Here is a 25,676-nt window from a genome sequence, read left to right on the forward strand (position 1 = left end):
TCCATATATGGGCCATGAACCGCCGCGCCCTTCTGCTGACCGCCAGCCTGTCCCCGCTGCTTGCCGCGTCCGCCCTGGCGCAGGCGCGCCTGTCCCCGATCCTCGACGATGCGGAGCGCCTGGAAAACCTGCGCGCCATCGCCGTCTGGCGGGGGGGCGGGGAAATCGCCGCCCGGGGCTATCACGGCTTTACCCCCGACAGTCCGACCAACATCAAGTCGGCGTCGAAGTCGATCATCTCGGCCCTTGCCGGGATCGCCATAGACAAGGGCGAACTGGACGGCCCCGACCAGCCCATCGCGCCGATCCTGCGCGACGCGTTGCCAGCCGATCCCGACCCCCGCCTGGCCCGGGTGACGCTGGGCAACCTTTTGTCCATGCAGGCTGGGCTGGAACGGCAGTCGGGCGCGAACTACGGGGCCTGGGTCAGCAGCCGCAACTGGGTCCGCGCGGCGCTGGCCGCGCCCTTCACCCAGGATCCGGGCGGACGGATGCAGTATTCGACGGCCTCGACGCATCTGGTTTCGGCGATCCTGACGCGGGTGACGGGCCGGTCCACGCTGGATCTGGCGCGCGACTGGCTGGGCGCGGTGCCCGGTTTCCGCATCACGGGATGGGAGCGCGATCCCCAGGGCATCTACCTGGGCGGCAACCAGATGGCGATGAGCACGCGGTCCCTGCTGGCCTTCGGCGCGCTTTACGCCGACGGGGGCCGCGCGGGCGGGCAGCAGGTCGTGCCCCAAGGCTGGATCGCCGAAAGCTGGCGGCCGCGCACCGCGTCGATCTTCAGCGGGCAGGGCTACGGCTATGGCTGGTTCATCGGTCAGGCCAGCGGGCGTCCCGTGCGCTATGGCTGGGGCTATGGCGGGCAGATGATCTATGTCTTTCCCGCGGCGGGGCGCCAGCCCGCCGTGGCCGTGGCCGTGACCTCGGACCCCGACCAGCCCTCGGCGCGGACCGGGTATCGCAACGACCTGCACCTGCTGGCCGACCGGATCGTGCAGGCGGCATAGGGACAGGCCCCGGCGCCGGGAACAACCGCGCCCCGGCGGCGGTTGACCCCGCATCCCCTGCGCAGGAGGTGAGGATGCCCGACCCCGACAAGGATCCCGACAAGAACATGGACGACAAGAACATGGACATGGACCAGACCACGCGCCCTTCGCTGCGGAAAGGCGACGGCCCCGTCGAACCGTCCGGCAGCGCGCGCCAGCCCCGATACGACCGCAACACGACCCCCGACGCCGCCAGCGGCGACCCGACCGAATAGCGGCTTGGGGGGCGGTCGTCAGTCGACGATGTCTGCCGCCTGGAAATTGCCCAGGTTGCCCAGCAACTGCCCGATCAGCGAGATCTCGGTCACGCTGCCGTCGGTCACGCGGCGCGACAGGGTGACGACGCGGCCGCGTTCAAGCCCGAAGCGTTCGACATTGGTGACAACGCCGTCGGGGGCGAAGGACACGGCCACGACCTCCCGGCTGATCTCGCGCGGCTCCAGGGCGCCGTAATGGCGCCAACGGGAACCGACGTAATACCAGCCCGAGCCGGTCAGCAGGCCCTGCGCCGAGGGGCGGCCGATCAGGCCCTGCAACTCGTCCACGGTGGTCTGACCGACGACGACCTGCGACAGATCCTCGGGCGCGGGGATGAAGCCGTGGTTGCGATACACCGGCGCGCAGGCGGCAAGGCCAAGGACGGCCACGAAAGCCAGAACCATTAGATGCCGGATGGCTGTCATTCCGTCTTTCCTTTGCGCAGGGGCTGTTGACGCGGCCCGCCCGGCTTAGCAAACTCGGGCACCGCGCTCAAGAATGACAATCCCGCCGCGGGGTTGGCGCCGATCACACCGGCGGCAATCCCGCCGGCACCGCCCCCGAGGCCCGCCATGAACAGTCCCGCCCCGCAACCCGAACGCCTGCGCACGGCCCATCTGAACCCGCGCGCGCCGACCCCCTTTTCCCTGACGCCCGAAGCGCCGCGCTGCGCCGCCATCGCGGCCGAGCTGCGCATCGACGCGCTGTCGCAGCTGTCCTTCGAGGGCGAGATCCGCGCCGAGGGGGGCGACGCCTGGGCGCTGAAGGGCCGGCTGCGCGCCCGCGTGACGCAGCCCTGCGTGGTCACGCTGAAGCCCGTCAGGACCATCCTGGACGAACCGGTCGAGCGCCACTATTCGCCCCACCTGACCGCGCCCGAGGGCGACGAGGTCGAGATGCCCGACGACACGCTGGAGCCCTTGGGCCAGTTCATCGACCTGGCCGCCGTGATGATCGAGGAACTGGCGCTGGCCTTGCCCGAATACCCCCGCGCCGAAGGCGTGGCCTTCGACGCGGCGCCCGCCGATCCCGCGCCGGACACCCGCCGCCCGTTCGCCGGTCTCGACAAGCTGCTGCGCGGGGGGGGCGCGGATTAGGCGATTCCCCCGGCTGCCGCGCCACCGTGGCCTCCGCGCCACAGGGGGCCGGGTTTTCGCCGCCGGAACGCGGGCGGCGCTGGCGCAAACCGCGGCTTGCGGCGCAATAAGCCGGGCCTGCCCCGCCGCAAGGGGTTGCGGGCGGGGCCGTCATGGCGTATCTGCGCGGTTCATTTACGAATTCAATCCCAAAGGGTGCGCAAGGACGCATGCGCGTCGCACCCCGCCAAACCCGAGGTTGTGACATGGCTGTCCCTCAGAATCGCGTTACCCGGTCCCGCCGGAACATGCGCCGCGCCCACGATGCCCTGGTCGCCGGCAACCCCAACGAATGCTCGAACTGCGGCGAACTGAAGCGTCCGCATCACGTCTGCCCGTCCTGCGGCCATTACGCCGACCGCGAAGTCGTGGCCCAGGCGAACGCCATCGACCTGGACGACGACGCGGCCTGAGCCGGGTTTGGCATCCGCGCCAGATGACCGACCGTGACGTGACCCATCGTGAAACGCCTGCCTCCGGCACCGGGGGCGGCGTGGTGATTTCGGTCGATGCGATGGGCGGTGATCGCGGCCCCGCGGCGGTTGTCGCGGGCATGGCCGAAAGCGCGGCCAAGAACCCCGAGATCCGGTTCATCGTGCATGGCGACGAGGCCGAGCTTCGCCGCCTTGTCGGGCGCAGGAAGGCGCTGGCCGGACGCTGCGACATCCGCCATGCCGGGGGCGTCGTCACCATGGACGACAAGCCCAGCCAGGTGGTGCGCAAGGGCGACGGCACGTCCATGTGGTCGGCCCTCGAATCGGTCAAAACGGGCGAGGCCGGAGCCGCCGTCAGCTGCGGCAACACCGGCGCGCTGATGGCCTTGTCGATGCTGCGCCTGCGCAAGCTGCCGGGCGTGAACCGCCCCGCCATCGCCTGCCTGTGGCCGTCCTTGAACCCGCAGGGCTTCAACATCATGCTGGACGTGGGCGCCGACATCCGGGCCGATGCGCATGACCTGCTGCAATATGCGCTGATGGGCGCATCCTACGCCCGCAACGGCCTGGGCCTGGCGCAGCCGCGGGTCGGCCTGCTGAATGTCGGGACCGAGGAACACAAGGGCCGGGCCGAACTGAAGCAGGCCCAGGATCTGATCATGGCCGCGACCGAGGCGGGGCGGTTCGATTATGTGGGCTTCGTGGAAGGGGGCGACCTGCCCTCGGCGCGCGTGGATGTGATCGTCACGGACGGTTTCACCGGCAACATCGCCTTGAAGACCGGCGAAGGCACGGCCAAGCTGGTCGGCACCCTGCTGAAGGACGCCTTCGCGAATTCGATCATGTCCAAGTTTGCCGCCCTTCTGGCGATGACATCCCTCAAGCGCCTGCAAAAGCGGATCGACCCGCGACGCGTGAACGGCGGAATCTTTCTGGGCCTGAACGGCACGGTTGTGAAGTCGCACGGCTCGGCCGATGCGACGGGCGTGTCGGCGGCGATCAAGCTGGCCTTCACGCTGGCGAAATCGGGCTTCCAGGACCGGCTGGCCGCGCGCGTGGCGCAGGCCGCCGTTGCCGCCGCCCCAGATGCCGAGGCCGCATCGTGACGCTGCGTTCCGTGGTGCGCGGCACCGGCCATTACCTGCCCGAACGCGTGGTCCCGAACAGCTGGTTCGAGGAACGGCTGGACACGACCGACGACTGGATCCGCACCCGCACCGGGATCGAGCGGCGCCATTTCGCGGCCGAAGGCCAGGCCACCAGCGACATGGGCCTGCGCGCCGCGCGGGCGGCCCTGGACAGGGCGGGCCTTGGGCCCGACGACATCGACGGGATCGTTCTGGCGACCTCGACCCCCGACCACACCTTTCCGGCCTCGGCCACGATGATCCAGTACGGCCTGGGGATGACGCACGGCTTCGCCTATGACGTCCAGGCCGTTTGCGCGGGCTTCGTTTTCGCGCTGGCCAATGCGGACGCGATGATTCGCGGCGGCATGGCCCGGCGCGTCCTGGTTATCGGATCCGAGACCTTCTCGCGCATCATGGACTGGTCCGACCGCGGCACCTGCGTGCTGTTCGGCGACGGCGCGGGCGCCGTGGTGCTGGAGGCGCAGAACGGCGAAGGCACCAGCGACGACCGGGGCATTCTCGCCAGCGACCTCAACAGCGACGGCCAGTACCGCGAACTGCTTTATGTCGATGGCGGCGTGTCCACCACCGGCACGGCGGGGCAGTTGCGGATGCAGGGCAACCTGGTCTTCCGCCACGCGGTCGAGAAGCTGGCCAAGACCGCCCATGTCGCGCTGGACAAGGCCGGGCTGACGCCCGCGGACGTGGCCTGGCTGGTGCCCCACCAGGCCAACGCGCGGATCATCACGGCAACGGCGCAGAAGATGGGCCTGCCGATGGACAAGGTGATCCTGACGGTGGCCGACCACGGCAACACCTCGGCGGCCTCGATCCCGCTGGCGCTGTCCGTGGCCGACGGCCAGGGCCGTTTCAGCCCCGGCGACGTGATCCTGACCGAGGCGATCGGCGGCGGCCTCAGCTGGGGTTCGGTCGTCCTGCGCTGGTAGGCGGCTATTTCAGCTGCGAATCCTTGCTGGCGCGCCGGTTGATGCCGCCGGACGGGCGCCGGGCCTTGTCGTGCCCGGACTGGCATTCCACGCAAAGCCGCACGCCGGGAACGGCGCGGCGCCGCGCCTCGGGGATCGGCTCGTCGCAGTCGATGCAGGTGGCGGCGCTTTCGACGGCGGCAGCGACGCGGCCCGCGCGCAGGCGGGCGCGGGCCACGGCCTCGGCCGTGGTGATCTCGATCTGGTCGTTGACCGCGTCGTCGCGGGCCCATCCTCCGGCCATTTTCCTGTTCTCCGGCTTGGCGGAAAGATAGTCCGGCGGCGCCTTTTTCAACGTCCGCCCTTTTCCGCCGACCCCCGCAGCGGCCGATCCGGCGACCCGTGCTGGAACGAAAAGGCGCGCTTCTCGTTGACAGGCGAAAGAATTGCCACCATCCTTGTGAAATCTAAGGGGAAAAGTCATGAGTGACAAGACGCTGACTCGGATGGACCTCGCAGAGGCCGTCTTTCGGGACGTGGGTCTTTCGCGTCACGAATCCGCCCAGCTGGTCGAATCGGTGCTTGAACACATTTCCAACGCGCTTGTCAGGGGCGAACAGGTGAAGATCTCGTCCTTCGGCACCTTCAGCCTGCGCGACAAGAACGAACGCATCGGCCGCAATCCCAAGACGGGCGAGGAAGTGCCGATCACCCCCCGCCGCGTGCTGTCCTTCCGCCCCTCGCATCTGATGAAGGACCGCGTGGCGGCCGGAAACAAGGGCTGAGGGGCGGTTCGGACCGAATGACGAAGGGCGCAGACGCATTCCGGTCGATTGGCGAGGTCGCAAGGCTTCTGGGCGTGGCACCCCATGTGCTGCGCTATTGGGAAACCCAGTTCCCGCTGCTGAAACCGATGAAGCGCCCCGACGGGCGGCGCTATTACCGCCCCGAGGACGTGCGGCTGGCGGCGGGCCTTTGCACCGTGCTGCGCGACGAGGGCCTGACGATCCGGGGCGCCAAGAAGCTGCTGGCCCGCGACCGCGGCGCCACCGTCCGCGAACGCGGGCAAGAACGGCTGGCCGGTCTCGCCGACCTCGACGAGGCCGACGAGGCCGACGAACTCCTGCCCGAGACCGACGGCCCCGAAGCCGAAGGCGATGGGGCGCTTCATGGTCCCAGGTCGCGCCATCGCCGTCGCAGGACGGCACCGGGCAAGACGCCGCTGTCGGGATGGCTGGCCGATGTGGTCGCCCTGAACGCCCGCCTGCGCGATCTTCGCCCCGCCGATGCCGCCGCGCCCCGGCAGCGGGCGACGCTGGCCCGTTTGCGCGAGGCCCTGGCGCGGATTTGCTGACATTCCCGGGTCGTGACGCGCAGATTTCCGCATCGCGGCCCTTGTGCAGCGCCGCCGGATCGCTCTATACGGTGCGCGTCGGGCCGTGGCGCAGTCTGGTTAGCGCGTCCGTCTGGGGGGCGGAAGGCCGCGAGTTCGAATCTCGCCGGCCCGACCATTTCGAAAACGCCCATCCCCTTGCGGGGATGGGCGTTTTCGCATGAAGGGGACTGGCATGAACGGCGTTCTTCCCGACAGCGGCATCCGCGATCTGATCCAGAGCGGCGCGATCACAGCGGAGCCGGCGATCATCCCCGGGCAGATCCAGCCCGCCAGCCTCGACCTGCGGCTTGGAACGGTCGCCTATCGCCTGCGCGCCAGCTTTCTGGCCGGACGGGGAAGCCGGGTGATGGACCGGCTGGCCGACCTGCGAATGCACCAGATGGACCTGACCGGGGGCGCGGTGCTGGAACGCGGCTGCGTGTATCTGGTCCCGCTGCTGGAACGCTTGTCCCTGCCCGCCGGCCTGACGGCGGTCGCCAACGCCAAGTCCTCGACCGGCAGGCTGGATCTGCTGACCCGGCTGGTGGCGGATGGCGGCACCGAATTCGACCGCCTGCCGGAAGGCTATGACGGCCCCCTTTACGCCGAGATCTGCCCGCGCAGCTTTTCGGTGCTGGTCCGCCCGGGAATGCGGCTGAACCAGTTGCGGCTGCGGCGCGGCCAGGCGGTGCTGACGGATGCCGAACTGCGCGACCTGAACGCCCGCGAGCCTCTGGTGGGCGGCCCGGCGCTGATCGACCAGGGCCTGGGCTTTTCGGTCGACCTGAAGCCCTCCGGCGGCGATCTGGTGGGCTATCGCGCCCGTCCCCACAGCGGGGTGATCGACCTGGACCGGATCGGCGCCTATGAGGCGCGCGACTTCTGGGACGAACTGCGCACGGCGGACGGCCGCCTGATCCTCGACCCCGGCGCCTTCTACATCCTGGTCAGCCGCGAATCGGTGGCGATCCCTGCGGATTACGCGGCCGAGATGGCGCCCTATCTGGCCATGGTGGGCGAATTCCGCGTCCATTACGCGGGCTTCTTCGACCCCGGCTTCGGCGTCGGCACCGCAGGCACCGGCGCGCGCGGCGTGCTGGAGGTCCGCTGCCACGAGGCGCCCTTTGTCCTCGAACACGGCCAGGTCGTGGGCCGCCTGGTTTATGAACGCATGGCTGCCCGTCCCGACCGGCTTTACGGCGCGGGCATCAAGTCGAACTATCAGGGCCAGGGCCTGAAGCTCGCCAAGCAGTTCCGCTAGGGCTTTTCACCTTTGTCCATACATCCCACGGGGGTCCGGGGGTGTGAAACCCCCGGCCTTCGGGGGCTACAGCGTCCCCGTCTGCCACAGCCGGACCTTCAGCCCGCCATGCGCCACCACCGGCCCGGATTCCAGCGGCAGCCCGGTCGCCTTGGCCAGTCCCCCCTCGCCGGTCACGATCCCCACGCGCCAGCCCCCCAGACGTTCCTTGAACACCTGCCCCATCGCGGCGTGCAATCCGAACAGCGGACCCTTGTTGCCGATGCGCGCGCCGTAAGGGGGGTTCACGATGACGATGCCGGGCGGCCCGTCGGGGCGCTGCAACTCGCCGATGGCGCGGCATTCGAAGCGCGTCAGCCCCGCGACCCCCGCCCGCTCGGCATTCACCTGGCTCATGCGGATGGCGCCCGCATCGCGGTCGCTGCCGAAGAACTGCGGGGGCGCGGGGCGCGGCGAGGCGGCGGCCCGCATGCCTTCCCAGCCAGCGGGATCGAAGCTGGCAAGCTGCTGGAACCCGAAAGCCCGGCTGCGGCCCGGCGCAAGGCCCGCCGCGATCTCGGCCGCCTCGATCACGAAGGTGCCCGACCCACACATCGGATCCAGCACCGGCTGGCTGCCGTCGAACCCCATGGCGCGCAGGAACATCGCGGCCATGGTTTCGCGCATCGGGGCCTTGGCGACGGCTTCCTTGTGGCCGCGCTTGTGCAGCGACTCGCCGGTCGTATCGAGGCTGATCGTCACCAGATCGTCCTCGATCCGCGCCTTGACGACCAGGGCGGCGTCGGGGGCCAGGGGCGCGCCCAGTTCCTCGGCGATGGCACGCTCGATCCGCTGGGCGGCGGCGCCGGCGTGATAGATGCGGCTGGCCTTGCAGGCGGCTTCCACCCGCACCGGCACGTCGCGCCGCAGAACGGACGCCCAGGGGAACTTCCGCGCCCGCTTGTCCAGTTGCGCCAGATGCAGCGCGCGGAACTGGCCCACGCGCGCCAGCACCCGCGTGGCGCCGCGCAGCCACAGGTTCGCGCGCCACACGTCCGGCCAGCCGCCGGTGATCGTCACGCCGCCCGGCTGCACCACCGGTTTCCAGCCAAGCTCCGCGGCTTCGGCGGCCAGGGGCGCCTCCAGCCCGGGCGTCGCCACCAGAAAGATCTCGAATCGGTCATCCATCGCGCAGCCCTAGCCCGGCCGCGCGGCAAAGGCGAGGGTCAGCGCCCGATGCGGCGGGTCAGGCGGGCGGCCTGACGGGCGCGCTTGACGCCTGCGCGCATGTCGCGCGCCCGCTTGGCGGAAACCTTGGCGGGCTTGCCGCCGGATTTCGCGATCCGGCCGATGCCCTTGTTGATGCCCCAGGCCATGGCGCGGCGGGTGATCATGCGGGTCAGCATGTTGATGATGGAATCAAGGCTCATGCGGTCGGTCGTCCTCGAACAAATCCTCGGCAAAGGAGGCCGCAGCGATATTGTCATCCTCGTCCCCCGCGGCAAGGGGGGCGCGCAAGCCTTCGGCCGGCGGACGCGCCTCCAGCAGGCCCGCCGCGCGCAGTTCGGCAAGCCCCGGCAGGTCGCGCGCGGATTCCAGGCCGAAATGATCCAGAAAGGTTTCCGTCACCACGAATGTCGCGGGCCGTCCCGGAGTCATCCGCCTGCGGCCGATGCGGACCCATTCCATCTCGATCAGCTGGTCCAGGGTGCCGCGCGACACGGCCACGCCGCGGATTTCCTCGATCTCGGCGCGGGTCACGGGCTGGTGATAGGCGATGATCGCCAGCGTCTCGATGGCCGCGCGCGACAGGCGGCGCTGTTCCACCGTTTCCGTCTGCATCAGGAAGGACAGATCCGGCGCCGTGCGGAAGGCGTATCCGTCGCCGATCCGCTCCAGCACCACCCCGCGCCCGGCATAAGCGCGGCGCAGCCCCGCCAGCGCCTCGGCCGGATCGCAGCCCGCGGGCAGGCGACAGGCCAGTTCGCGCACCGTGACCGGGCGGGACGAGGCGAACAACAGCGCCTCGACCATGCGCTCCTGCTCGGCCATGGAGGGGGGGATAGCGGGCGCGATGGCCGGGGCGGCTTGGGTCGGGGGGGCTTGATCGGTCACGGCTGGTCGGGCGTCGGGGGTTTGCGGCGAAAGCGGATCGGCGCGAAAGGGTCGCTTTGCCGTATCTCGATCCGGCCCTGGCGCGCAAGCTCCAGCGAGGCGGCAAAGGTCGCCGCCGTGGCCGACCGGCGGCGCGCGCCCTTGGCGTCCCAGCCTTCGGGCAGGAAGTCGGACAGGTCCGTCCAGTCGCCCGCATAGCCGATCATCCCGCGCAGCCGTTCCAAGGCCTGCTCCATCGTGAAGACATCGCGCCGGTCGAAGGCATAAGGGCGGAACTCGCCGCGGGTCTTCAGCCGGGCATAGGCGCGCATCAGGTCGATCAGCCCCGCCTGCCATTCGGTGCGCCGCGTCCGAGCGACCGTTTCGGGCGCGCCGCGTGGAAACCGGCCGATCCCCAACCGGTCGCGCGCCATCAGCCGCGCCGCCGCCTGGCGCATGGCCTGCAGGCGCTCCAGCTGAAAGGCCAGGTGGGCGGCCATGTCCTCGGCGGTCGGGCCTTCGATTTCGGGGTCGGGGGGCAGAAGCAGGCGGGACTTCAGAAAGGCCAGCCAGGCGGCCATGACAAGGTAATCGGCGGCCAGTTCGATCCGCAGCGCGCGGGCCTGTTCGACAAAGGCCAGGTATTGCTCGGCCAGATGCAGCACCGAGATCCTCATCAGATCGACCTTCTGCACCCGCGCCAGCGTCAGCAGCAGATCCAGCGGGCCTTCGTAGCCGTCCACATCGACGATCAGGGCCTCGTCCGCGCGGCGCTGCGCCACGGTCTCGGCGTCGGGAACGGCGCGCAGATGGGGGATGTCGGATCGGGTCACGGGTTTTTTCGCCTTGGGCGGGGCGGCAAGGTGGGCGGGGCGGCAAGGGTCGGCCAGGGCGGCAGCCCTGTCAAGCGGGGATCAGATCAGGCGGTGGCCGCCGTCAGGCTGCGCCATTCGGCCATCAGGGCGGCCGGATCGCTGTCAGGCGGCGCGCGGCGCTGCGCCAGCGCGGCGGCCGCGCGGCGCCGTGCCTGGGGCGTCATCGCCCCGGCGGCGGCGGCGACCCCCTCCATGCTGGCGATCGTGCCGTTGCAATGCAGCACCAGGTCGCAGCCCGCGGCGATCGCGGCCGCCGCGCGTTCGGGTTCGGACCCCGAGAGCGCGTTCATGGTGATGTCGTCGGTCATCAGCAGCCCGTCAAAGCCGATGCGGTCCCGGATCAGTCCGATCATCCGGGCCGATGCCGTGGCGGGCGCGTCGTCCAGCGCGGTGAAGCGGATATGCGCGGTCATGCCCATGGGCAGGTCGCGCAGGGCGCGGAACGGGGCGAAGTCCATCGCGTCCAGGTCGTCCGGCCCGGCCGTGACGGTGGGCAGGCCGTGATGGCTGTCGGCCATGGCCCGGCCGTGGCCCGGCATGTGCTTCATCACCGGCAGGACGCCCGCCGCCAGCATTCCGTCGGCGGCGGCCCGGCCAAGGGCGGCAACGGTGCCGGGGTCCGCGCCGAGACAGCGGTTGCGCAGGAACGGATGGGTGTCGTCCTGCGCCACGTCCAGCGTGGGCGCGCAGTTGCTGTCGATGCCCGCGGCGCGCAGCTCCCGTCCGATCAGGTGATAGCGCAGCCACATCGCGCGCGGCCCGGCCGCGGCCTGATCCAGCGGCGCGGGCCAGTCGGTCCAGTGGGGGCCGCGCAGACGCTGGACCCGGCCGCCTTCCTGATCGACGGTGATGACCGCATCGCGCCCCACCGCATCGCGCAACTGGCCCGTCAGGCGGCGCAGCTGGCCGGGATTGTCCACGTTGCGCCCGAACAGGATGAATCCCCAGGGATCGGCCGCGCGGAAAAAGTCCCGCTCGGCCGCCGTCAGCGCGGTTCCGGCAATGCCCCCCAGGATGGTGGCGTTGGCAGGCATCAGTTCAGGGCAAGGCAGTCCGTGCCCGCCGATTTCAGGGCGGCGCAGAACTGGCGGGCTTCGGAAAGCGAATCGAAGCCCGCGACGCGCAGCCGCCAGAAGGTGCGGCCATTCGACTGATGCTGCTGGATGACCTGCTGCTTGCCGCCGAAAACGACATGCTTGTTCATCAGCCGGTTCCATTCGCTGGCGGCGATGGCGTTGCTGTCGAAGGCGCCCAGCTGGACCTGCGGGCCGCTGGCCTGCGACACGGCCGGGGCCGCCTCGGGGCGGTCTTCCGGGGCCTCGGCCGGGCGGCTTTCGGCAGCCACGGGGCGGGCATCGGTGGCGGTGGTGCCGGCGGAAGCCACGCGGGTGCTGCGCGGGCGCGGCGCGGGCCGGGTCGAGGCGGTCAGCACGCCGGGATTGGCCTCGGCCTGGGCCTGGACCAGGGCCTCGGCGATGGCCGCGGCCTGGGCGGGGGCGCCGTTCTCGTCGGTCAGGGCCTCGTTCACGGGGCCTTCGCTGGCGGGGGCGTCGATAATGGTGGCGTTCTGCACGGCGCTGTCGGCCAGGGCCAGCCGCTGGGCCTCGGCCTCGGCCCGGGCTTCGGCAAGGGCGCGGGCCTCGCTGTCGGACAGCGGCACGATGGGATCGCCCGCAAAGCTCAGCGGAACCTCGGGGGAGGTGGCAGGCTCGCGGGCGGTGGCGCCCAGCTGGCCCATGGCGACATCCTCGTCGGACAGGCCCACGGGCGCGGGGGCGATGGCGACCTGCTGGGCGGGCTGATGCTCGACCCCCTCGGCCACGGTGTTGACCGCATAGCCGGTGTAGTTGGTCAGCTCGCCGCCGGGTTCGGAAGGCGCGGTGCGGGCATCGCCCACGATGGCGCGGATCACCGGAACCCCCGACACGTCGCGCGACACCAGCTGCCAGCCCCAGACCATCAGCCCGACCATCAGCGCCACCGACGCGACCGCGCCCAGGTAATGGGTCAGCCGCGCGAAGCGGGCCGTCAGGCCCTCGCCGGTCTGCCCGTCCCCGCTTGGCCCGACCTGGTCGTCCCAGCCACGCTGATCATACGAGAATTCGCGCTTCACCTTGTGACGCGAGAACACATAGCCGCCTTCGCGGTAATCCATCACTGCCATAGCCTGCCTGCCTGCCGGTTGATCCGACTTGAACTTGACTGCCCGTTCCGACCGGCTGGGGCGCCTTGTATCTCAGCGCATTTCCTTGGCCGGCGTGACCCCAAGGATAGCAAGACCACTTGAAATAACAACGCCAACTGCACGCACCAGCGCGATTTTTGCTTGCGACGTGGCCGGATCGCCATCCTGCACGAAACGCAGGGACGTGTCGTCGTTGCCGCGATTCCACAGCGAATGCAGGTCGGAGGCGATGTCGTACAGGAAAAACGCCACCCGATGCGGCTCGTGGGCGCGGGCCGCATGTTCGACAAGCCGGGGCCATTCGGCAACTTTCCGCGCCAGATCCAGTTCCGCCGGATGCGCCAGAATCGCCAGATCGGCCGCAGCCAAAGCCGAATCACTCACGTCGATGCCTGATTCGGTCGCCCGGCGCAGCACCGAATGAACCCGTGCGCTGGCATACTGGACATACCAGACCGGGTTGTCCTTGGACTGTTCCAGCACCTTGGCGAAGTCGAAATCGAGCGCCGCGTCGTTCTTGCGCGTCAGCATGATGAAGCGGGTCACGTCGGCGCCCGCTTCCTCGACCACGTCGCGCAGGGTGACGAATGTGCCCGCGCGCTTGGACATCTTGAACGGCTCGCCGTTCTTGAACAGCTTCACCAGCTGGATCAGCTTGATGTCCAGCGGCACGCGCCCGTTCGACAACGCCGCCACCGCCGCCTGCATCCGCTTGACGTAACCGCCGTGATCGGCGCCGAACACGTCGATCAACTGGTCGAAGCCCCGGTCGATCTTGTCCCAGTGATAGGCGATGTCGGGGGCGAAATAGGTCCAGGCGCCGTCCGATTTCTGGATCGGCCGGTCCACGTCGTCGCCATGGGCGGTGGACCGGAACAAAAGCTGCTCGCGCTCCTCCCAGTCTTCGGGCAGCTTGCCCTTGGGCGGCTCCAGCACGCCGCGATAGATCAGGCCCATGGACCGCAGCCGCTCGATCGCGGCCTCGATCCGGCCGGTGCCGTAAAGCGCCTTTTCGCTGGAATACACGTCCATGCGGACGCCAAGTGCGGCCAGGTCGGCGCGGATCATCGCCATCATCGCCTCGGTGGCGAAATCGCGGACATCGGCCAGCCAGTCGGATTCGGGACGGTCCAGCAGACTGTCGCCGTATTTCGCCTTCAGCGCCTCGCCCACGGGGATCAGGTAGTCGCCGGGATAAAGCCCTTCGCGGATCTCGGGCTCCAGCCCGTTGGCCTCGCGGTAACGCTCATAAGCGGACCGGGCCAGCACGTCGACCTGAGCGCCGCCGTCGTTGATGTAGTATTCGCGCGTCACCTCATGGCCGGAAAACGACAGCAGGTTCGCCAGCGCATCGCCGAAGACCGCGCCGCGCACGTGGCCCACGTGCATCGGCCCCGTCGGGTTGGCGCTGACGAATTCCACGTTGACCCTTTGCCCCGCGCCGATAGCCGAGCGTCCGAACGCCGCGCCTTCGCGGATGGCGGCGCCGACCACGCCCTGCCAGACGGCAGGCGACAGGCGCAGGTTCAGAAAGCCCGGCCCCGCGACCTCGGCCGCCGCGATGCGGGGGTCGGTCAGGCGGGCGGCCAGCCGATCGGCGATCTCGCGCGGCTTCATGCCCGCCGGTTTCGCCAGCACCATCGCGGCGTTGGTGGCCATGTCGCCATGGGCGGGATCGCGCGGCGGCTCGACCGCGACATTGGCGAAATCAAGGCCCCGGGGCAGCTCGCCCGCCTGCGTCATCTGGTCCAGCGCGGCCAGGACGACGCCGCGCAGATCGGTGAATAGGTTCATGGTCGCTTTCCTGACTGTCGCCCGCCGGTTACCGCCTGGAACGGGGCATGGTCAACCGAAAGCCCCCGGAACGGGGCCATTTACGCAAGGTTTCCGGGCGAAAACATTGACGTGGCCGCCCGCTTGGTCTAAGTCGCTGCATGGCCCGCATCCGGCGGGCCGGCTGAGGGGGCGTTCGAGTCTTGCGTCCCATTGCAGGCCGCACCAGCCATCCGGGCAACGCGGCAATGGAACGCATCGCGCCAGACAAGCGGCGCGCAAGTCTTGGAAAGCCCCTGAATGACCAAATTTTCCGATCTGAAGCTGGACCCCAACGTCCTGAAGGCCGTGTCCGAGGCCGGGTACGAAACGCCGACGCCGATCCAGGCCGGCGCCATCCCGCCCGCGCTGGAAGGCCGCGACGTGCTTGGGATCGCGCAGACCGGCACCGGCAAGACGGCCAGCTTCGTGCTGCCGATGATCACCATGCTGGGCCGCGGCCGGGCGCGCGCGCGGATGCCGCGTTCCCTGGTGCTGTGCCCAACCCGCGAGCTGGCCGCCCAGGTGGCCGAGAATTTCGACACCTATGCCAGGCACACCCGCCTGACCAAGGCGCTGCTGATCGGCGGCGTCAGCTTCGGCGAACAGGACAAGCTGATCGACCGGGGCGTGGACGTGCTGATCGCCACGCCGGGCCGTCTGCTGGATCATTTCGAACGCGGCAAGCTGCTGCTGACCGGCGTGCAGATCATGGTCGTGGACGAGGCGGACCGGATGCTGGACATGGGCTTCATCCCCGACATCGAACGCATCTTCCAGCTGACCCCCTTTACCCGCCAGACGCTGTTCTTCTCCGCCACCATGGCGCCCGAGATCGAGCGGATCACCGACACCTTTCTGCACGCCCCCGAGCGGATCGAGGTCGCCCGCCAGGCCACCACAAGCGAGACGATCACCCAGAAGCTGGTCGAGCTGACGCCCTCGCGCCGGGATCTGGCCGCCAAGCAGAAGCGCGACCTGTTGCGCGCCCTGATCGACGCGGAAGGTGAGAAGGTCACAAACGCCATCATCTTCTGCAACCGCAAGACCGACGTGGACATCGTCGCCAAGTCGCTGGCCAAGCACGGCTATGACGCGGCGCCCATCCATGGCGACCTGGACCAAAGCCACCGCACCCGCACGCTGGACAATTTCCGCGACGGCAAGCTGCGCCTGCTGGTGGCCTCCGACGTGGCGGCGCGGGGCCTGGACATTCCCGCGGTCAGCCATGTGTTCAACTACGACCTGCCTTCCCATGCCGAGGATTACGTCCACCGCATCGGCCGCACCGGCCGCGCCGGACGCAAGGGCAGCGCCTTCAGCATTGCCACTCCGTCCGACGAGAAGTATTTGTCCGCCATCGAGAACCTCGTGAAGCAAACCTTGCCCCGCGCGCCTCTGCCCGAGGGCTTCACCCTGTCCGAAACCGACCGCAATGCCGGGCGCGAAGACCGCCGCGGCGGCCGCGACCGCGACAAGGGCCGGGGACGCGACAAGTCCCGCGGCCGCGACGAGGAACGGCGCGAGCCGCGCGAGGAACGCCCGGCCGAAGCGGCGCGCGAGGAACCGCGCCGCGAGGACCGGCGGGACGATCGCCGCGACCAGTCGCGCGACCGCCGGGGCCGCCGCGAAGACCACCGCGGCCCCGCGGTGGTCGGCATGGGCGATCATGTGCCGGAATTCATGCTGGTCGAACTGCGTCCGGCCCTGGCGTCCATTGCCGCCGAACCCGAGGAACGCGCCGAAAAGCCGGTCGAGGCCGTCGAGGCCGCCGCCCCGGCCGACAAGCCGCGCCGCGGCCGCAACCGCCGCAAGAAGGCCGATCCCCGGACCGACGCCGCGGCGCCCGCCGAGACGCCGGCAGCCGAAGCTGCCGAAGCCGTGACGGAAGTCCCGGCCCCCGCCGATCGGGACGAGCCCGCGGCCGAAGCCCCGGAGGCCGCGCCCGCCGAGACGGCAGCCGAACCCGCCGCCGGGACGTCCGAGGCCGATGCCCCCGCCGATGAGCCCCCTGCGGCCGAGCCGGTGGCCGCCGAAGCGCCCAAGCCCAAGCGCGTCCGCCGCAAGAAGGCCGAAGCCGAGGCTGCGGAACCTCCCGCCGAGCCTGCGGAAAAGCCTAAGCGCACCCGCCGCAAGAAGACCGAGGACACCGCCGAGGCGGAGGCCGCCGAAGCCCCCAAGCCCAAGCGCACCCGCCGCAAGAAGGCGGACGAGGCCCAGGCCGCCGAGCCTCAGCCCAACGCCGACGCGGACGCCTGATCGCCGCCCATGCGCGCCCTGACGGGACGAATGCCGCTGCGGCGGCTTGGGGTTGATCTGGCGCTTGGCCTGATCGCGGCCCTTGGCCTGCCGCCCTTCGGCCTCTGGATCGCCACGCCGGTGGCGCTTGCGCTGCTGATCCACCGCGCCGCCCGGACGGACAACGCCTTCTGGCCCCTGCTGGCCGGAGGCCTCGGCTGGTTCGGCCTGTCGATGAGCTGGATCGTCGAGCCGTTCCTGGTCGAGCCCGAAATTTATGGCTGGATGGCGCCCTTCGCGCTGGTCCTGCTGGCGCTTGGCGGCGCGCTGTTCTGGGCCGTTCCGGCGGGGCTGGCCGCACGCCTTGCACGCGGCGCCCCCCGCCGCGCCCTGGCCATTGGGGCGGCGCTGGTGCTGTCGGACTGGCTGCGCGGCTGGATCTTCACCGGCCTGCCCTGGTCGCTGACCGGCCATGTCTGGATCGACACGCCCGTTGCGCAAACCGCCGCCTGGACCGGGGCGATCGGGCTGAGCCTGATCACGCTGGCCCTGGCCGTTCTCCCCTCGCTGCTCCGCCTGCTGCCCGCCGCCGCCATGGCGCTGGCGCTGACCGGCGGGCTTTGGGCGGCGGGACTGGCGCGGCTCGCGCAGCCCCTGCCGCCGGACACGCGGACCGTTGTCCGCGTCGTCCAGCCCAATGCCGAACAGCGCCTGAAATGGGATCCCGAATGGGCAACGGCGTTCTTCCAGCGCCTGCTGGACCTGTCGGCGGCGCCCGGCCGGCGCGATCTGGTGATCTGGCCGGAAACGGCGGTGAACTTTCTTCTGGAGGATGCGGGTCCGGTCCTGCCCGCCATGGCCCAGGCGGCAGGCGCGCCGCTGGTGATGGGCATCCAGCGGCGGGACGGCAGCCGCTTCTACAACAGCCTGGTCACGCTGAACCCGGACGCGACGGTCGGCGTTCCCTATGACAAGTTCCACCTTGTCCCGTTCGGGGAATACGTCCCCTGGGGCGATGCGCTGGCCCGCGTCGGCATCGGCGCCTTTGCCGCGCAGCAAGGCAACGGCTATTCCGCGGGCCCCGGCCCGGCCATCATGTCCGCGCCGGGGGTGCCCCCCTTCCAGCCGCTGATCTGCTATGAAGCGATCTTCCCGCAGCACCTGCGCGAACTGGACCGCCGCCCGGCATGGCTGCTGCAAGCCACGAACGACGCCTGGTTCGGCCGGTTCTCGGGGCCTTATCAGCATCTCGCCCAGGCCCGGCTGCGGGCCATCGAATCCGGTCTGCCGCTGATCCGCGCGGCCAACACCGGGATCAGCGCGGTGATCGGCCCGCGCGGCCAGATCCGCCAGTCGCTTGGCCTTGGCGTCCAGGGCAAGATCGACGCCACCCTGCCCGCGCCCCTGCCCGAAACCTCGTGGATGGCCTGGGGCGGCGCCCCCGCCGTCCTGCTTGCCTTGGCCGCTCTCGCCGCCGCGCTTGTCCGCCGCAGGTCGGGCTGACCCCTTCTTCTTTGCACAAATACCCGCGGGGGAGTCCCCGTCAGGGGACGGGGGCGGCAGCCCCCCGCCCGCCTTCAATCCTTGAAGAACCGGCTGTCCTTGACCTGATCCCAGGCCCAGACGACCTCGGCCAGCCGATCCTCGTCCGAGCGGTCGCCGCCGTTCATGTCGGGATGCAGATCCTTGACCAGGGACTTGTATTGCTTGCGGATCTCGGCCCGCGTCCAGCTGTCCTTGGCCTCCAGGATGTCCAGCGCCTTGCGCTCGGTCGGCGGCAGCTTGCGGCTGGCCTTGGCGCGCGCCTCGGGCGCGGTGCCGTTGGCGCCCAGGATTTCCAGGGGGTCGCTGACGCCGTGACGCGCCCACTTGTCCTCTTGCGCGGCCCGGCCAAAGGGCTTGGTCGGGCGTTCCCAGACGGTGGCGTTGTCGATGAACTGCTGGAACTCTTCCTCGGACTGGCCCTGGAAATAGTTCCAGTTCGCGTTGTATTCGCGCACATGGTCCTTGCAGAACCAGAAATAGTCGTCCAGGTGCCGGGGGTTCTTGGGCGCGCGATACTGGCCGGGCTCGTCGCAGCCCTGCTTGTCGCAGATGCGGGTCGAGGTCTCGAAGGCGCCCGACATGCCGCGGCGACCCTTGTTCTTGCGCTTCTTGTCCTTCGCGGCCGAAATATCGAATCCGAACGGGTCGTTCCTGCTCATTGGGGCACCTTTGCGACTCGGAGGCGGCAGTTTAGGGTTTTTGACGCGACATGAAAGGTCTTGACGGATGATTGCCGACGAAATGCGCCAAAGGCTGGCTGTGCTGAACCCCACGCGGCTGGAGGTGATCGACGAAAGCGAAAGCCACCGCGGCCATGCGGGATACCGCGACGGCGGCCAGACCCATTTCCGCATCCGCATGGCCAGCCCCGCCTTTGCGGGCCTCGGCCGGGTGCAGCGGCACCGGCTGGTCCACCGGACCCTGGGCGACATCGTGGACCGCATCCATGCCCTGGCGCTCGACCTGTCCGAGGGGTGAGGCATCGGCGCCGACAGGCTTGCCGCCGCGGAATGGGCCGCGTAAGACCCGGGCAAGCTGTCGCAACGAGGGATGGACATGACCGCGCCGAAGGATTTCAACGACCGGATGCTTTCGCTGGGCCTGGCCCGCGTCAGCGAGGCTGCCGCCCATGCCTCGGCCCGGCTGATCGGGCGCGGCGACGAAAAGGCCGCCGACCAGGCCGCCGTGAACGCCATGCGCGACCAGTTGAACATGCTGGACATCAAGGGCATCGTGGTGATCGGCGAGGGCGAGCGGGACGAGGCCCCGATGCTCTATATCGGCGAGGAGGTCGGCACCGGCGAGGGCCCAGAGGTGGACATCGCGCTGGACCCGCTGGAGGGCACCACGCTGACCGCCAAGGACATGCCGAACGCGCTGACCGTGATCGCCATGGCCCCGCGCGGCACGCTGCTGCACGCGCCCGACGTTTACATGGAAAAGCTGGCCATCGGCCCGGGCTATCCGACCGACGTGGTCAGCCTTGAGATGTCGCCTTCGGAACGCGTCCGGGCCCTGGCCAGCGCGCGCGGCGTCGAGGACAGCGACATCACCGTCTGCATCCTGGAGCGCCCGCGCCACGAGGATCTGGTGGCCGAGGTCCGGTCCACCGGCGCGGCGATCCGGCTGATCACCGACGGCGACGTGGCGGGCGTGATCCACTGCGCCGAGGCCGAACTGACCGGCATCGACATGTACATGGGATCGGGCGGCGCGCCCGAGGGCGTGCTGGCGGCATCGGCGCTGAAATGCATGGGCGGGCAGATGTGGGGCAAGCTTCTGTTCCGCAACGACGACGAGCGGGGCCGGGCGCGCAAGGCGGGCATCGCCGACCTGGACCGCATCTATGCGCGCGACGAGCTGGTGACGGGCGACGTGATCTTCGCCGCGACGGGCGTGACAAACGGCTCCATCGTGGCGGGGGTGAAGCGGGAACCGAATTATCTTCAGACCGAGACGATCCTGATGCGGTCGAAAACCGGTTCGGTCCGGCGGATGATCTATCGCAACCCCATCAAGTAAGGGGGGCTTTGCCCCGCCGCGCGTTCCGCGCGGCTCCCCAGGGTATTTGGACAAAGAAGAAGGTGCAGGCGTGACGTTTCTGGGAATCGAGCGATCGCTGACGAACCGGCGGTGGATCGGCCCGGACAGCGCCGCCGACCGCCTGGCCGAGGGGCTGGCGCAGCGCACCGGCCTGCCTCTGGCGGTCGCGCGCATCCTGGCCGACCGGGGGGTCGGAGCCGATGGCGCCGAGGGTTTCCTGGCGCCCCGGCTGCGCGACCTTCTGCCCGATCCCTTGTCCCTGCGCGACATGGGGATCGCCGCGGAACGTCTGGTCGCGGCGGCGGTGAATGGCGAACGCATCGCCATCTTCGCCGATTACGACGTGGATGGCGGCAGTTCCGCCGCGCTTCTGCTGGACTGGCTGCGGGGCCAGGGGCGGGACGCGACGCTCTATGTCCCCGACCGCATCGACGAGGGCTATGGCCCGAACGCCCCGGCCATGGCCGGGCTGGCGGCAAGCCATGACCTGATCGTTTGCGTCGATTGCGGCACGCTGAGCCACGACGCCCTGGCCGCCGCGACGGGCACCGACATCGTCGTGCTGGACCACCATCTGGGCGGGGAAACCCTGCCCCCTGCCCTGGCGGTCGTGAACCCGAACCGCGCGGACGAGGACGGAGCCCTGGGCCATCTTTGCGCCGCCGGCGTGGTCTTCCTGACCCTGGTGCAGGCGGGCCGCGTTCTGCGCGCGCAGGGGCGGCCGGAACCCGACCTGATGGCGATGCTGGATCTGGTGGCGCTTGCGACCGTGGCCGATGTGGCCCCCCTGGTGGGCGTCAACCGCGCCTTTGTGCGGCAGGGCCTGGCGGTCATGGCGCGCAGGCGGCGGCCCGGCCTGGTGGCGCTGTCCGACGTGGCGCGCCTGGACGGGCCGCCGGGCGCGTTCCACCTGGGCTTCCTGCTGGGGCCGCGCATCAACGCGGGCGGCCGCGTGGGCCGCGCCGATCTGGGCGCGCTGTGCCTGTCGTGCCGCGATCCCCGCGAGGCCGGGCGGCTTGCCGCCGAGTTGGACATGCTCAACCGCGACCGCCGCGCCATCGAGGCCGCCGTGCGCGACGAGGCCCTGGCCCAGGTCGAGGCCCGCGCGGATGCCGGCCTGTCCTGGGCGGCGGGCCAGGGCTGGCACCCGGGCGTCGTGGGCATCGTCGCCGCGCGGGTGAAGGAGGCGACCGACCTTCCCTCGGTCGTGATCGGGATCGAGGGCGGGATCGGCAAGGGATCGGCGCGGTCGGTTCCCGGCGTGGACCTGGGCCGCGCGATCCATCGCCTGGCCCATGAGGGCCTGCTGATCAAGGGGGGCGGACACAGCATGGCCGCGGGCCTGACCGTTGCCGCCGAGATGATCCCCGCCGCCATGGCGCGCCTTTCCGACCTGATCGCGGACGACCTGTCGCAGCGGACGGGCGCGCGCGACCTGCGCATCTCGGGCCTGATGGAATGCGCGGGCGCCACGCCGCAGGTCTATCGCCAGCTCGAGGATGCCGGGCCTTACGGCCAGGCCGCCCCTGCGCCGCGCTTCGCCTTTGCCGATCAGCTGATCGACAGCGCCGGCACCATGGGCGACAGCCACCTGCGCCTGTCCTTCCGCAGCGCGGGCGGTCCCGCAATGGACGCCGTGGCCTGGGGCGCGATGAACGGCCCGCTTGGCCCGGCCCTGCTGGGCGCGCGGGGCCGGCGGTTCCATCTGGCGGGCAGGCTGGATCTGTCCACCTGGGGCGGGCGCGAAAGGCTGCGCCTGCGGCTGGAGGATGCGGCCCCCCTCTGATCCCGTCTGGTCACCGCCCGAGCCCGCCGCTAACCTGCCCCCCGACACGGACAAGGGAAACGCGATGAAACTGACCTGGCTTGGACATTCCGGCTTTCGCCTGGAGATCGAGAATGCCGTGATCCTGATCGACCCCTGGATTTCCGGCAACCCGGCCTTCCCCGAGGACCGGCGGGCCGAGGCCATCGGCGGCGCCACCCACATCCTGCTGACCCACGGCCATGGCGATCATTCCGGCGACACGCTGGCCATCGCCAAGGAGCTGAAGATTCCCGTTGCGGGCATCTATGACCTGATCAGCAGCTGGGTCACGCATCACGATGTCGAGGGGATCGGCTTCAACAAGGGCGGCACCGTCGATCTGGGCGGGGCCAGGGTGACCATGGTGAACGCCAGCCATTCCAGTTCGCTGACCGGGGCCGACGGGCCGATCTACGCGGGCCACGAATCGGGCTACATGATCGCGGGCGAAGGGCATGTGATCTATGTCTCGGGCGACACGGACATCATGGCCGACATGGCCTGGATGGGCGAATATCACAAGCCCGACATCGGCATTCTATGCGCCGGCGGGCATTTCACCATGGACATGAAGCGCGCGGCCTGGGCGGCGCGGAAATACTTCGACTTCAAGACGGTGATCCCTTGTCATTACAAGACCTTCCCGCTGCTGGAACAGTCGGCGCAGGCGCTGATCGAGGGGTTGCCCGGCGTGCAGGTCATCGAACCTCGGGTCATGAAGGCGATCGCGCTGTGAGCTTGCAGTCCTTCGACGACCCGGCGGGCGGCGCCGATCATCCGGCGCGGCTGGCGCAGTTGCGCGCGCGTCTTGCGGCGGACGGCCTGGACGGCTTCATCGTGCCGCGCGCCGATGCCCATCAGGGCGAATACGTGGCCGATGCCGATGCCCGGCTGGCTTGGCTGACGGGCTTCACCGGCAGCGCGGGATTCGCCATCGTGACGCCAGACCGGGCGGGCGTCTTTATCGACGGCCGGTACCGCGTGCAGGTCAAGGCGCAGGTGGATCCGGCGCATTTCACGCCCGTGCCCTGGCCGGACACCAAGCCCTCGGACTGGCTGCGCGAGGCCCTTCCCGCGGGCGGCCGGCTGGGCTTTGACCCGTGGCTGCACACCCGGCAGGAAATCGAGACGCTGGAAAAGGCGCTTGCGGACAGCGGCATCGGCCTGATCGCGGCGGACCGGAACCCGCTGGACGCGATCTGGGCCGACCGCCCCGCCCCGCCGGTGGGATGCGCGCGCGCCCATGACGACGCGATTGCAGGCGAGACCTCGGCCGAGAAGCGCGCCCGCCTGGCTGCCCGACTGCGCAAGGAAGGCCAGGCGGCGGCACTGCTGACCTTGCCCGATTCGATTTCCTGGCTGCTGAACATCCGGGGCAGCGACGTGCCCAAGAACCCGGTCGTGCAGTCCTTCGCGGTCCTGTCCGACGACGGCCACGTGGCCCTGTTCGCCGATCCCGCCAAGTTCGACGACGCCCTGCGTGCGCGTCTGGGCAACGAGGTCGCGATCCTGCACCCGGACGGGCTGTCCCCCGCCCTTCTGGACCTGGAAGGCCCGGTCCGCATCGACCCCGCCACCGCGCCCGAGGCCGCCTTCCGCCTGCTGGAAAGCGCCAACACCCAGATCGCGCGGGCCGCGGATCCCGCGATCCTGCCCAAGGCGCGCAAGAACGCCGCCGAACTGGACGGAATGCGCGCCGCCCATGAACGCGACGGCGTGGCCATGGTGCGTCTGCTGGCCTGGCTCGACGCCCAGGATCCGGCCGGCCTGACCGAGATCGACGTGGTCGAGAAACTCGAATCCCTGCGCCTTGAGGCCGGGATCATCGACACCAGTTTCGACACCATCTGCGGCGCGGGGCCGAACGCCGCCTTGCCCCATTACCGCGTCACCCGCGCCACCAACCGCCGCCTGGCGCAAGGCGAGGTCCTGCTGATCGATTCGGGCGGCCAATATCCCGACGGCACCACCGACATCACCCGCACCGTGCCCTTGGGCGATCCGCTGCCCGACGCCGCTGGCCCTTATACGGCGGTCCTGCGGGGCATGATCGCCCTCAGCCGGGCGCGCTTTCCCGCAGGGGTGGCCGGGGCGCACCTGGACGCGCTGGCGCGCCAGCATCTCTGGGCGCGGGGGCTGGACTATGACCACGGCACCGGCCATGGCGTCGGCGCGGCGCTTTGCGTCCACGAAGGGCCGGTGCGCATCAGCCGCGTCAGCACCCTGCCCCTGGAATCCGGCATGATCCTGTCCAATGAACCGGGCTACTACCGCGAAGGCGCCTTCGGCATCCGCATCGAGAACCTGATCGCCATCGTCGAAACCGAAGCCGAACCGGGCCGCGCCATGCTGGGCTTCGAGACGCTGACCCTGTGCCCCATCGACCGCCGCCTGATCGACATCGCGGCCTTGTCGCGGGACGAGGTCGAATGGCTGGACGCCTATCACGCGCGGGTCCGCGACACGCTGTCCCCGCATCTGGATGATGCCACGCGCAGCTGGCTGGATCAGGCAACCCGACCGCTGGATGTGTCCCGCATAAGGGAAAAATGCTGAGCCTGCTCATTGGCCACCTGGAAAAGAAGGCCGCTGGCCGCCCATGGTTGCGGGGCCTGATAGCGGCAATTCTCGCAGCCTTGTGGGCCTTGTTCCTTTATGGATTGATGCCCAGGAAGTGAAACGGATCGAACAGGATCAATGATCGGATTTCGGCAGGACGTGCCGGGATCGCCCTGCCGCCGCATCCATCATTCTTCTTTGTGAAAATACCCTCGGGGGTCCGGGGGCAGACAGCCCCCGGCGGTCGCGGGACGCAAATCACAGCGCGTCCAGGATTCGCGCCGCTTCGTCCTTGCAGGCCGTCAGCGCCCCCCGATCCTCGCCCGGAAAGAACCGGGCGCGCACGGCGGTGGGCATCGGCGCGGGTTCGGCGATGACCACGCGCGGCCCGATCTGGGCGGCCTCGGCCTGCCAGCTTCGGGCAAGCCCGATCTGGCCCGCCTTGGTTGCCCCATAGGCCCCGAAGAACTTCTGCCCCGCACGGGGATCGTCGAAAAACAGCGCCGTGCCGCCCCGCGCGCGCAGCAGCGGCTCCAGCAGCGCGATCAGCCCGCGCGTCACGTCCATGTTGACCAGCACGGACTTCGCCCAGTCCTTGCCATCGACATGCGGCGCGGGCGCCAGGGGCGCCGCATGGACCGCGCAATGCGCCCACAGATCCAATCCGCCCCAGCGGCCCAGCACGGCCTGCGCCAGTTGCTGCATCGCGGGCGCCTCGGCCACATCCATGGGGGCCAGGGTCGCGCTGCCGCCCGCACGGCGGATGCGGTTGTCCAGTTCCTCCAGGCCCCCGACGGTGCGGGCCACCGCCAGAACGTGAAAGCCGCGCGTGGCCAGGTCTTCCGCCAAGGCGGCGCCCAAGCCGCGCGATGCGCCGGTCACCAGCGCGATTTTCGAATTCTCTGTCATGGCCGATCCCTTGCCACCGGCCCTGCGCCTTCGCAAGACCCGCCATGCAAAGAGG

Annotated in this window: 27 protein-coding genes and 1 tRNA gene; 17 read left to right on the forward strand and 11 right to left on the reverse strand. The window is 69.9% G+C overall.

Annotated features, from left to right (window positions below):
- Positions 1 to 14 precede the first annotated feature (14 nt).
- Complete coding sequence (locus tag ACFOM8_RS03835) at positions 15 to 1,013, forward strand: serine hydrolase domain-containing protein (protein ID WP_377759470.1); 999 nt, start codon at positions 15 to 17, stop codon at positions 1,011 to 1,013.
- Positions 1,014 to 1,087: 74 nt separating this feature from the next.
- A complete protein-coding gene (locus tag ACFOM8_RS03840) occupies positions 1,088 to 1,270 on the forward strand; it encodes a hypothetical protein (protein WP_377759471.1) in 183 nt (60 codons plus the stop codon).
- An 18-nt stretch (positions 1,271 to 1,288) separates the two neighbouring features.
- Here the strand turns inward: ACFOM8_RS03840 and ACFOM8_RS03845 are convergent, their stop codons facing one another.
- Positions 1,289 to 1,738, reverse strand: coding sequence for an outer membrane protein assembly factor BamE (locus ACFOM8_RS03845; RefSeq protein WP_377759473.1), 450 nt, complete (start codon positions 1,736 to 1,738; stop codon positions 1,289 to 1,291).
- Positions 1,739 to 1,885: 147 nt separating this feature from the next.
- Between ACFOM8_RS03845 and ACFOM8_RS03850 the strand changes: the two genes are divergently transcribed.
- From ACFOM8_RS03850 to ACFOM8_RS03865, 4 genes are all read left to right on the forward strand, one after another.
- Positions 1,886 to 2,410, forward strand: coding sequence for a YceD family protein (locus ACFOM8_RS03850; protein WP_377759475.1), 525 nt, complete (start codon positions 1,886 to 1,888; stop codon positions 2,408 to 2,410).
- Positions 2,411 to 2,655: 245 nt separating this feature from the next.
- The gene (gene rpmF, locus ACFOM8_RS03855) at positions 2,656 to 2,862 is read left to right on the forward strand and encodes a 50S ribosomal protein L32 (protein ID WP_377759477.1); all 207 of its coding nucleotides are present in this window, start codon (positions 2,656 to 2,658) and stop codon (positions 2,860 to 2,862) included.
- A 23-nt stretch (positions 2,863 to 2,885) separates the two neighbouring features.
- The gene (plsX, locus tag ACFOM8_RS03860; RefSeq protein ID WP_377759479.1) at positions 2,886 to 3,989 is read left to right on the forward strand and encodes a phosphate acyltransferase PlsX; all 1,104 of its coding nucleotides are present in this window, start codon (positions 2,886 to 2,888) and stop codon (positions 3,987 to 3,989) included.
- On the forward strand, positions 3,986 to 4,960 hold the full coding sequence (locus tag ACFOM8_RS03865; protein WP_377759480.1) for a beta-ketoacyl-ACP synthase III: 975 nt from the start codon (positions 3,986 to 3,988) through the stop codon (positions 4,958 to 4,960). Before plsX ends, ACFOM8_RS03865 begins: the two co-directional genes overlap by 4 nt.
- Positions 4,961 to 4,964: 4 nt before the next feature.
- Here the strand turns inward: ACFOM8_RS03865 and ACFOM8_RS03870 are convergent, their stop codons facing one another.
- A complete protein-coding gene (locus ACFOM8_RS03870; protein WP_377759482.1) occupies positions 4,965 to 5,243 on the reverse strand; it encodes a DksA/TraR family C4-type zinc finger protein in 279 nt (92 codons plus the stop codon).
- 178 nt (positions 5,244 to 5,421) lie between these two features.
- Here ACFOM8_RS03870 and ihfA point away from each other — a divergent pair, with 178 nt between their 5' ends.
- The 4 genes from ihfA to ACFOM8_RS03890 all read left to right on the forward strand — a co-directional run bounded on the left by ihfA (position 5,422) and on the right by ACFOM8_RS03890 (position 7,575).
- Positions 5,422 to 5,724: an integration host factor subunit alpha gene (gene ihfA, locus ACFOM8_RS03875; RefSeq protein WP_103173462.1), complete on the forward strand. Its 303-nt coding sequence runs from the start codon at positions 5,422 to 5,424 to the stop codon at positions 5,722 to 5,724.
- A 17-nt stretch (positions 5,725 to 5,741) separates the two neighbouring features.
- Entirely contained in the window at positions 5,742 to 6,293 is a 552-nt protein-coding gene (locus tag ACFOM8_RS03880; protein WP_377759484.1) for a MerR family transcriptional regulator, read from the forward strand.
- A 79-nt stretch (positions 6,294 to 6,372) separates the two neighbouring features.
- Positions 6,373 to 6,450: transfer RNA gene (locus tag ACFOM8_RS03885), tRNA-Pro, on the forward strand.
- Positions 6,451 to 6,507: 57 nt separating this feature from the next.
- The gene (locus tag ACFOM8_RS03890; RefSeq protein WP_377759486.1) at positions 6,508 to 7,575 is read left to right on the forward strand and encodes a 2'-deoxycytidine 5'-triphosphate deaminase; all 1,068 of its coding nucleotides are present in this window, start codon (positions 6,508 to 6,510) and stop codon (positions 7,573 to 7,575) included.
- Positions 7,576 to 7,641: 66 nt separating this feature from the next.
- On the opposite strand, the gene ACFOM8_RS03895 is transcribed toward ACFOM8_RS03890, so the two are convergent.
- From ACFOM8_RS03895 to argS, 7 genes are all read right to left on the reverse strand, one after another.
- Entirely contained in the window at positions 7,642 to 8,742 is a 1,101-nt protein-coding gene (locus ACFOM8_RS03895) for a THUMP domain-containing class I SAM-dependent RNA methyltransferase (protein WP_377759487.1), read from the reverse strand.
- Between the two features lie 38 nt (positions 8,743 to 8,780).
- Positions 8,781 to 8,984: a hypothetical protein gene (locus tag ACFOM8_RS03900; protein ID WP_377759489.1), complete on the reverse strand. Its 204-nt coding sequence runs from the start codon at positions 8,982 to 8,984 to the stop codon at positions 8,781 to 8,783.
- Positions 8,974 to 9,606, reverse strand: a complete 633-nt coding sequence (scpB, locus tag ACFOM8_RS03905) for an SMC-Scp complex subunit ScpB (RefSeq protein ID WP_377760060.1) — start codon at positions 9,604 to 9,606, stop codon at positions 8,974 to 8,976. The genes ACFOM8_RS03900 and scpB overlap by 11 nt, the downstream gene beginning before the upstream one ends.
- Before the next feature lie 59 nt (positions 9,607 to 9,665).
- The gene (locus ACFOM8_RS03910; RefSeq protein ID WP_377759491.1) at positions 9,666 to 10,481 is read right to left on the reverse strand and encodes a segregation and condensation protein A; all 816 of its coding nucleotides are present in this window, start codon (positions 10,479 to 10,481) and stop codon (positions 9,666 to 9,668) included.
- 86 nt (positions 10,482 to 10,567) lie between these two features.
- Positions 10,568 to 11,557, reverse strand: a complete 990-nt coding sequence (locus ACFOM8_RS03915; protein WP_377759492.1) for a glycoside hydrolase family 3 N-terminal domain-containing protein — start codon at positions 11,555 to 11,557, stop codon at positions 10,568 to 10,570.
- A complete protein-coding gene (locus tag ACFOM8_RS03920) occupies positions 11,557 to 12,687 on the reverse strand; it encodes an SPOR domain-containing protein (RefSeq protein WP_377759494.1) in 1,131 nt (376 codons plus the stop codon). The genes ACFOM8_RS03915 and ACFOM8_RS03920 overlap by 1 nt, the downstream gene beginning before the upstream one ends.
- A gap of 72 nt (positions 12,688 to 12,759) precedes the next feature.
- On the reverse strand, positions 12,760 to 14,502 hold the full coding sequence (gene argS / locus ACFOM8_RS03925) for an arginine--tRNA ligase (RefSeq protein WP_377759496.1): 1,743 nt from the start codon (positions 14,500 to 14,502) through the stop codon (positions 12,760 to 12,762).
- 279 nt (positions 14,503 to 14,781) lie between these two features.
- Between argS and ACFOM8_RS03930 the strand changes: the two genes are divergently transcribed.
- Both ACFOM8_RS03930 and lnt read left to right on the forward strand, forming a co-directional pair.
- Positions 14,782 to 16,779 carry a DEAD/DEAH box helicase gene (locus ACFOM8_RS03930; RefSeq protein ID WP_377759498.1) on the forward strand — a complete coding sequence of 666 codons (1,998 nt, stop codon included), beginning with the start codon at positions 14,782 to 14,784 and terminating at the stop codon, positions 16,777 to 16,779.
- A 9-nt stretch (positions 16,780 to 16,788) separates the two neighbouring features.
- Positions 16,789 to 18,261, forward strand: a complete 1,473-nt coding sequence (gene lnt / locus ACFOM8_RS03935; protein ID WP_377759500.1) for an apolipoprotein N-acyltransferase — start codon at positions 16,789 to 16,791, stop codon at positions 18,259 to 18,261.
- A gap of 74 nt (positions 18,262 to 18,335) precedes the next feature.
- Here the strand turns inward: lnt and ACFOM8_RS03940 are convergent, their stop codons facing one another.
- Positions 18,336 to 18,962 (reverse strand): DnaJ domain-containing protein, encoded by a 627-nt coding sequence (locus ACFOM8_RS03940; RefSeq protein ID WP_377759502.1) that lies wholly within the window; start codon positions 18,960 to 18,962, stop codon positions 18,336 to 18,338.
- Between the two features lie 67 nt (positions 18,963 to 19,029).
- Here ACFOM8_RS03940 and ACFOM8_RS03945 point away from each other — a divergent pair, with 67 nt between their 5' ends.
- From ACFOM8_RS03945 to ACFOM8_RS03965, 5 genes are all read left to right on the forward strand, one after another.
- Positions 19,030 to 19,281, forward strand: coding sequence for a BolA family protein (locus ACFOM8_RS03945; RefSeq protein WP_377759504.1), 252 nt, complete (start codon positions 19,030 to 19,032; stop codon positions 19,279 to 19,281).
- 78 nt (positions 19,282 to 19,359) lie between these two features.
- Positions 19,360 to 20,325 (forward strand): class II fructose-bisphosphatase, encoded by a 966-nt coding sequence (glpX, locus tag ACFOM8_RS03950; RefSeq protein WP_377759506.1) that lies wholly within the window; start codon positions 19,360 to 19,362, stop codon positions 20,323 to 20,325.
- A gap of 70 nt (positions 20,326 to 20,395) precedes the next feature.
- Positions 20,396 to 22,132 (forward strand): single-stranded-DNA-specific exonuclease RecJ, encoded by a 1,737-nt coding sequence (recJ, locus tag ACFOM8_RS03955; protein WP_377759508.1) that lies wholly within the window; start codon positions 20,396 to 20,398, stop codon positions 22,130 to 22,132.
- 64 nt (positions 22,133 to 22,196) lie between these two features.
- Positions 22,197 to 22,889, forward strand: a complete 693-nt coding sequence (locus ACFOM8_RS03960) for a metal-dependent hydrolase (protein ID WP_377759510.1) — start codon at positions 22,197 to 22,199, stop codon at positions 22,887 to 22,889.
- Entirely contained in the window at positions 22,886 to 24,709 is a 1,824-nt protein-coding gene (locus ACFOM8_RS03965; RefSeq protein ID WP_377759512.1) for an aminopeptidase P family protein, read from the forward strand. The genes ACFOM8_RS03960 and ACFOM8_RS03965 overlap by 4 nt, the downstream gene beginning before the upstream one ends.
- A 261-nt stretch (positions 24,710 to 24,970) precedes the next feature.
- On the opposite strand, the gene ACFOM8_RS03970 is transcribed toward ACFOM8_RS03965, so the two are convergent.
- Positions 24,971 to 25,621, reverse strand: coding sequence for an SDR family NAD(P)-dependent oxidoreductase (locus ACFOM8_RS03970; protein ID WP_377759514.1), 651 nt, complete (start codon positions 25,619 to 25,621; stop codon positions 24,971 to 24,973).
- Positions 25,622 to 25,676 lie beyond the last annotated feature (55 nt).

It is taken from the genome of Paracoccus angustae (assembly GCF_042648745.1).
Taxonomy (GTDB): Bacteria; Pseudomonadota; Alphaproteobacteria; order Rhodobacterales; family Rhodobacteraceae; genus Paracoccus; species Paracoccus angustae.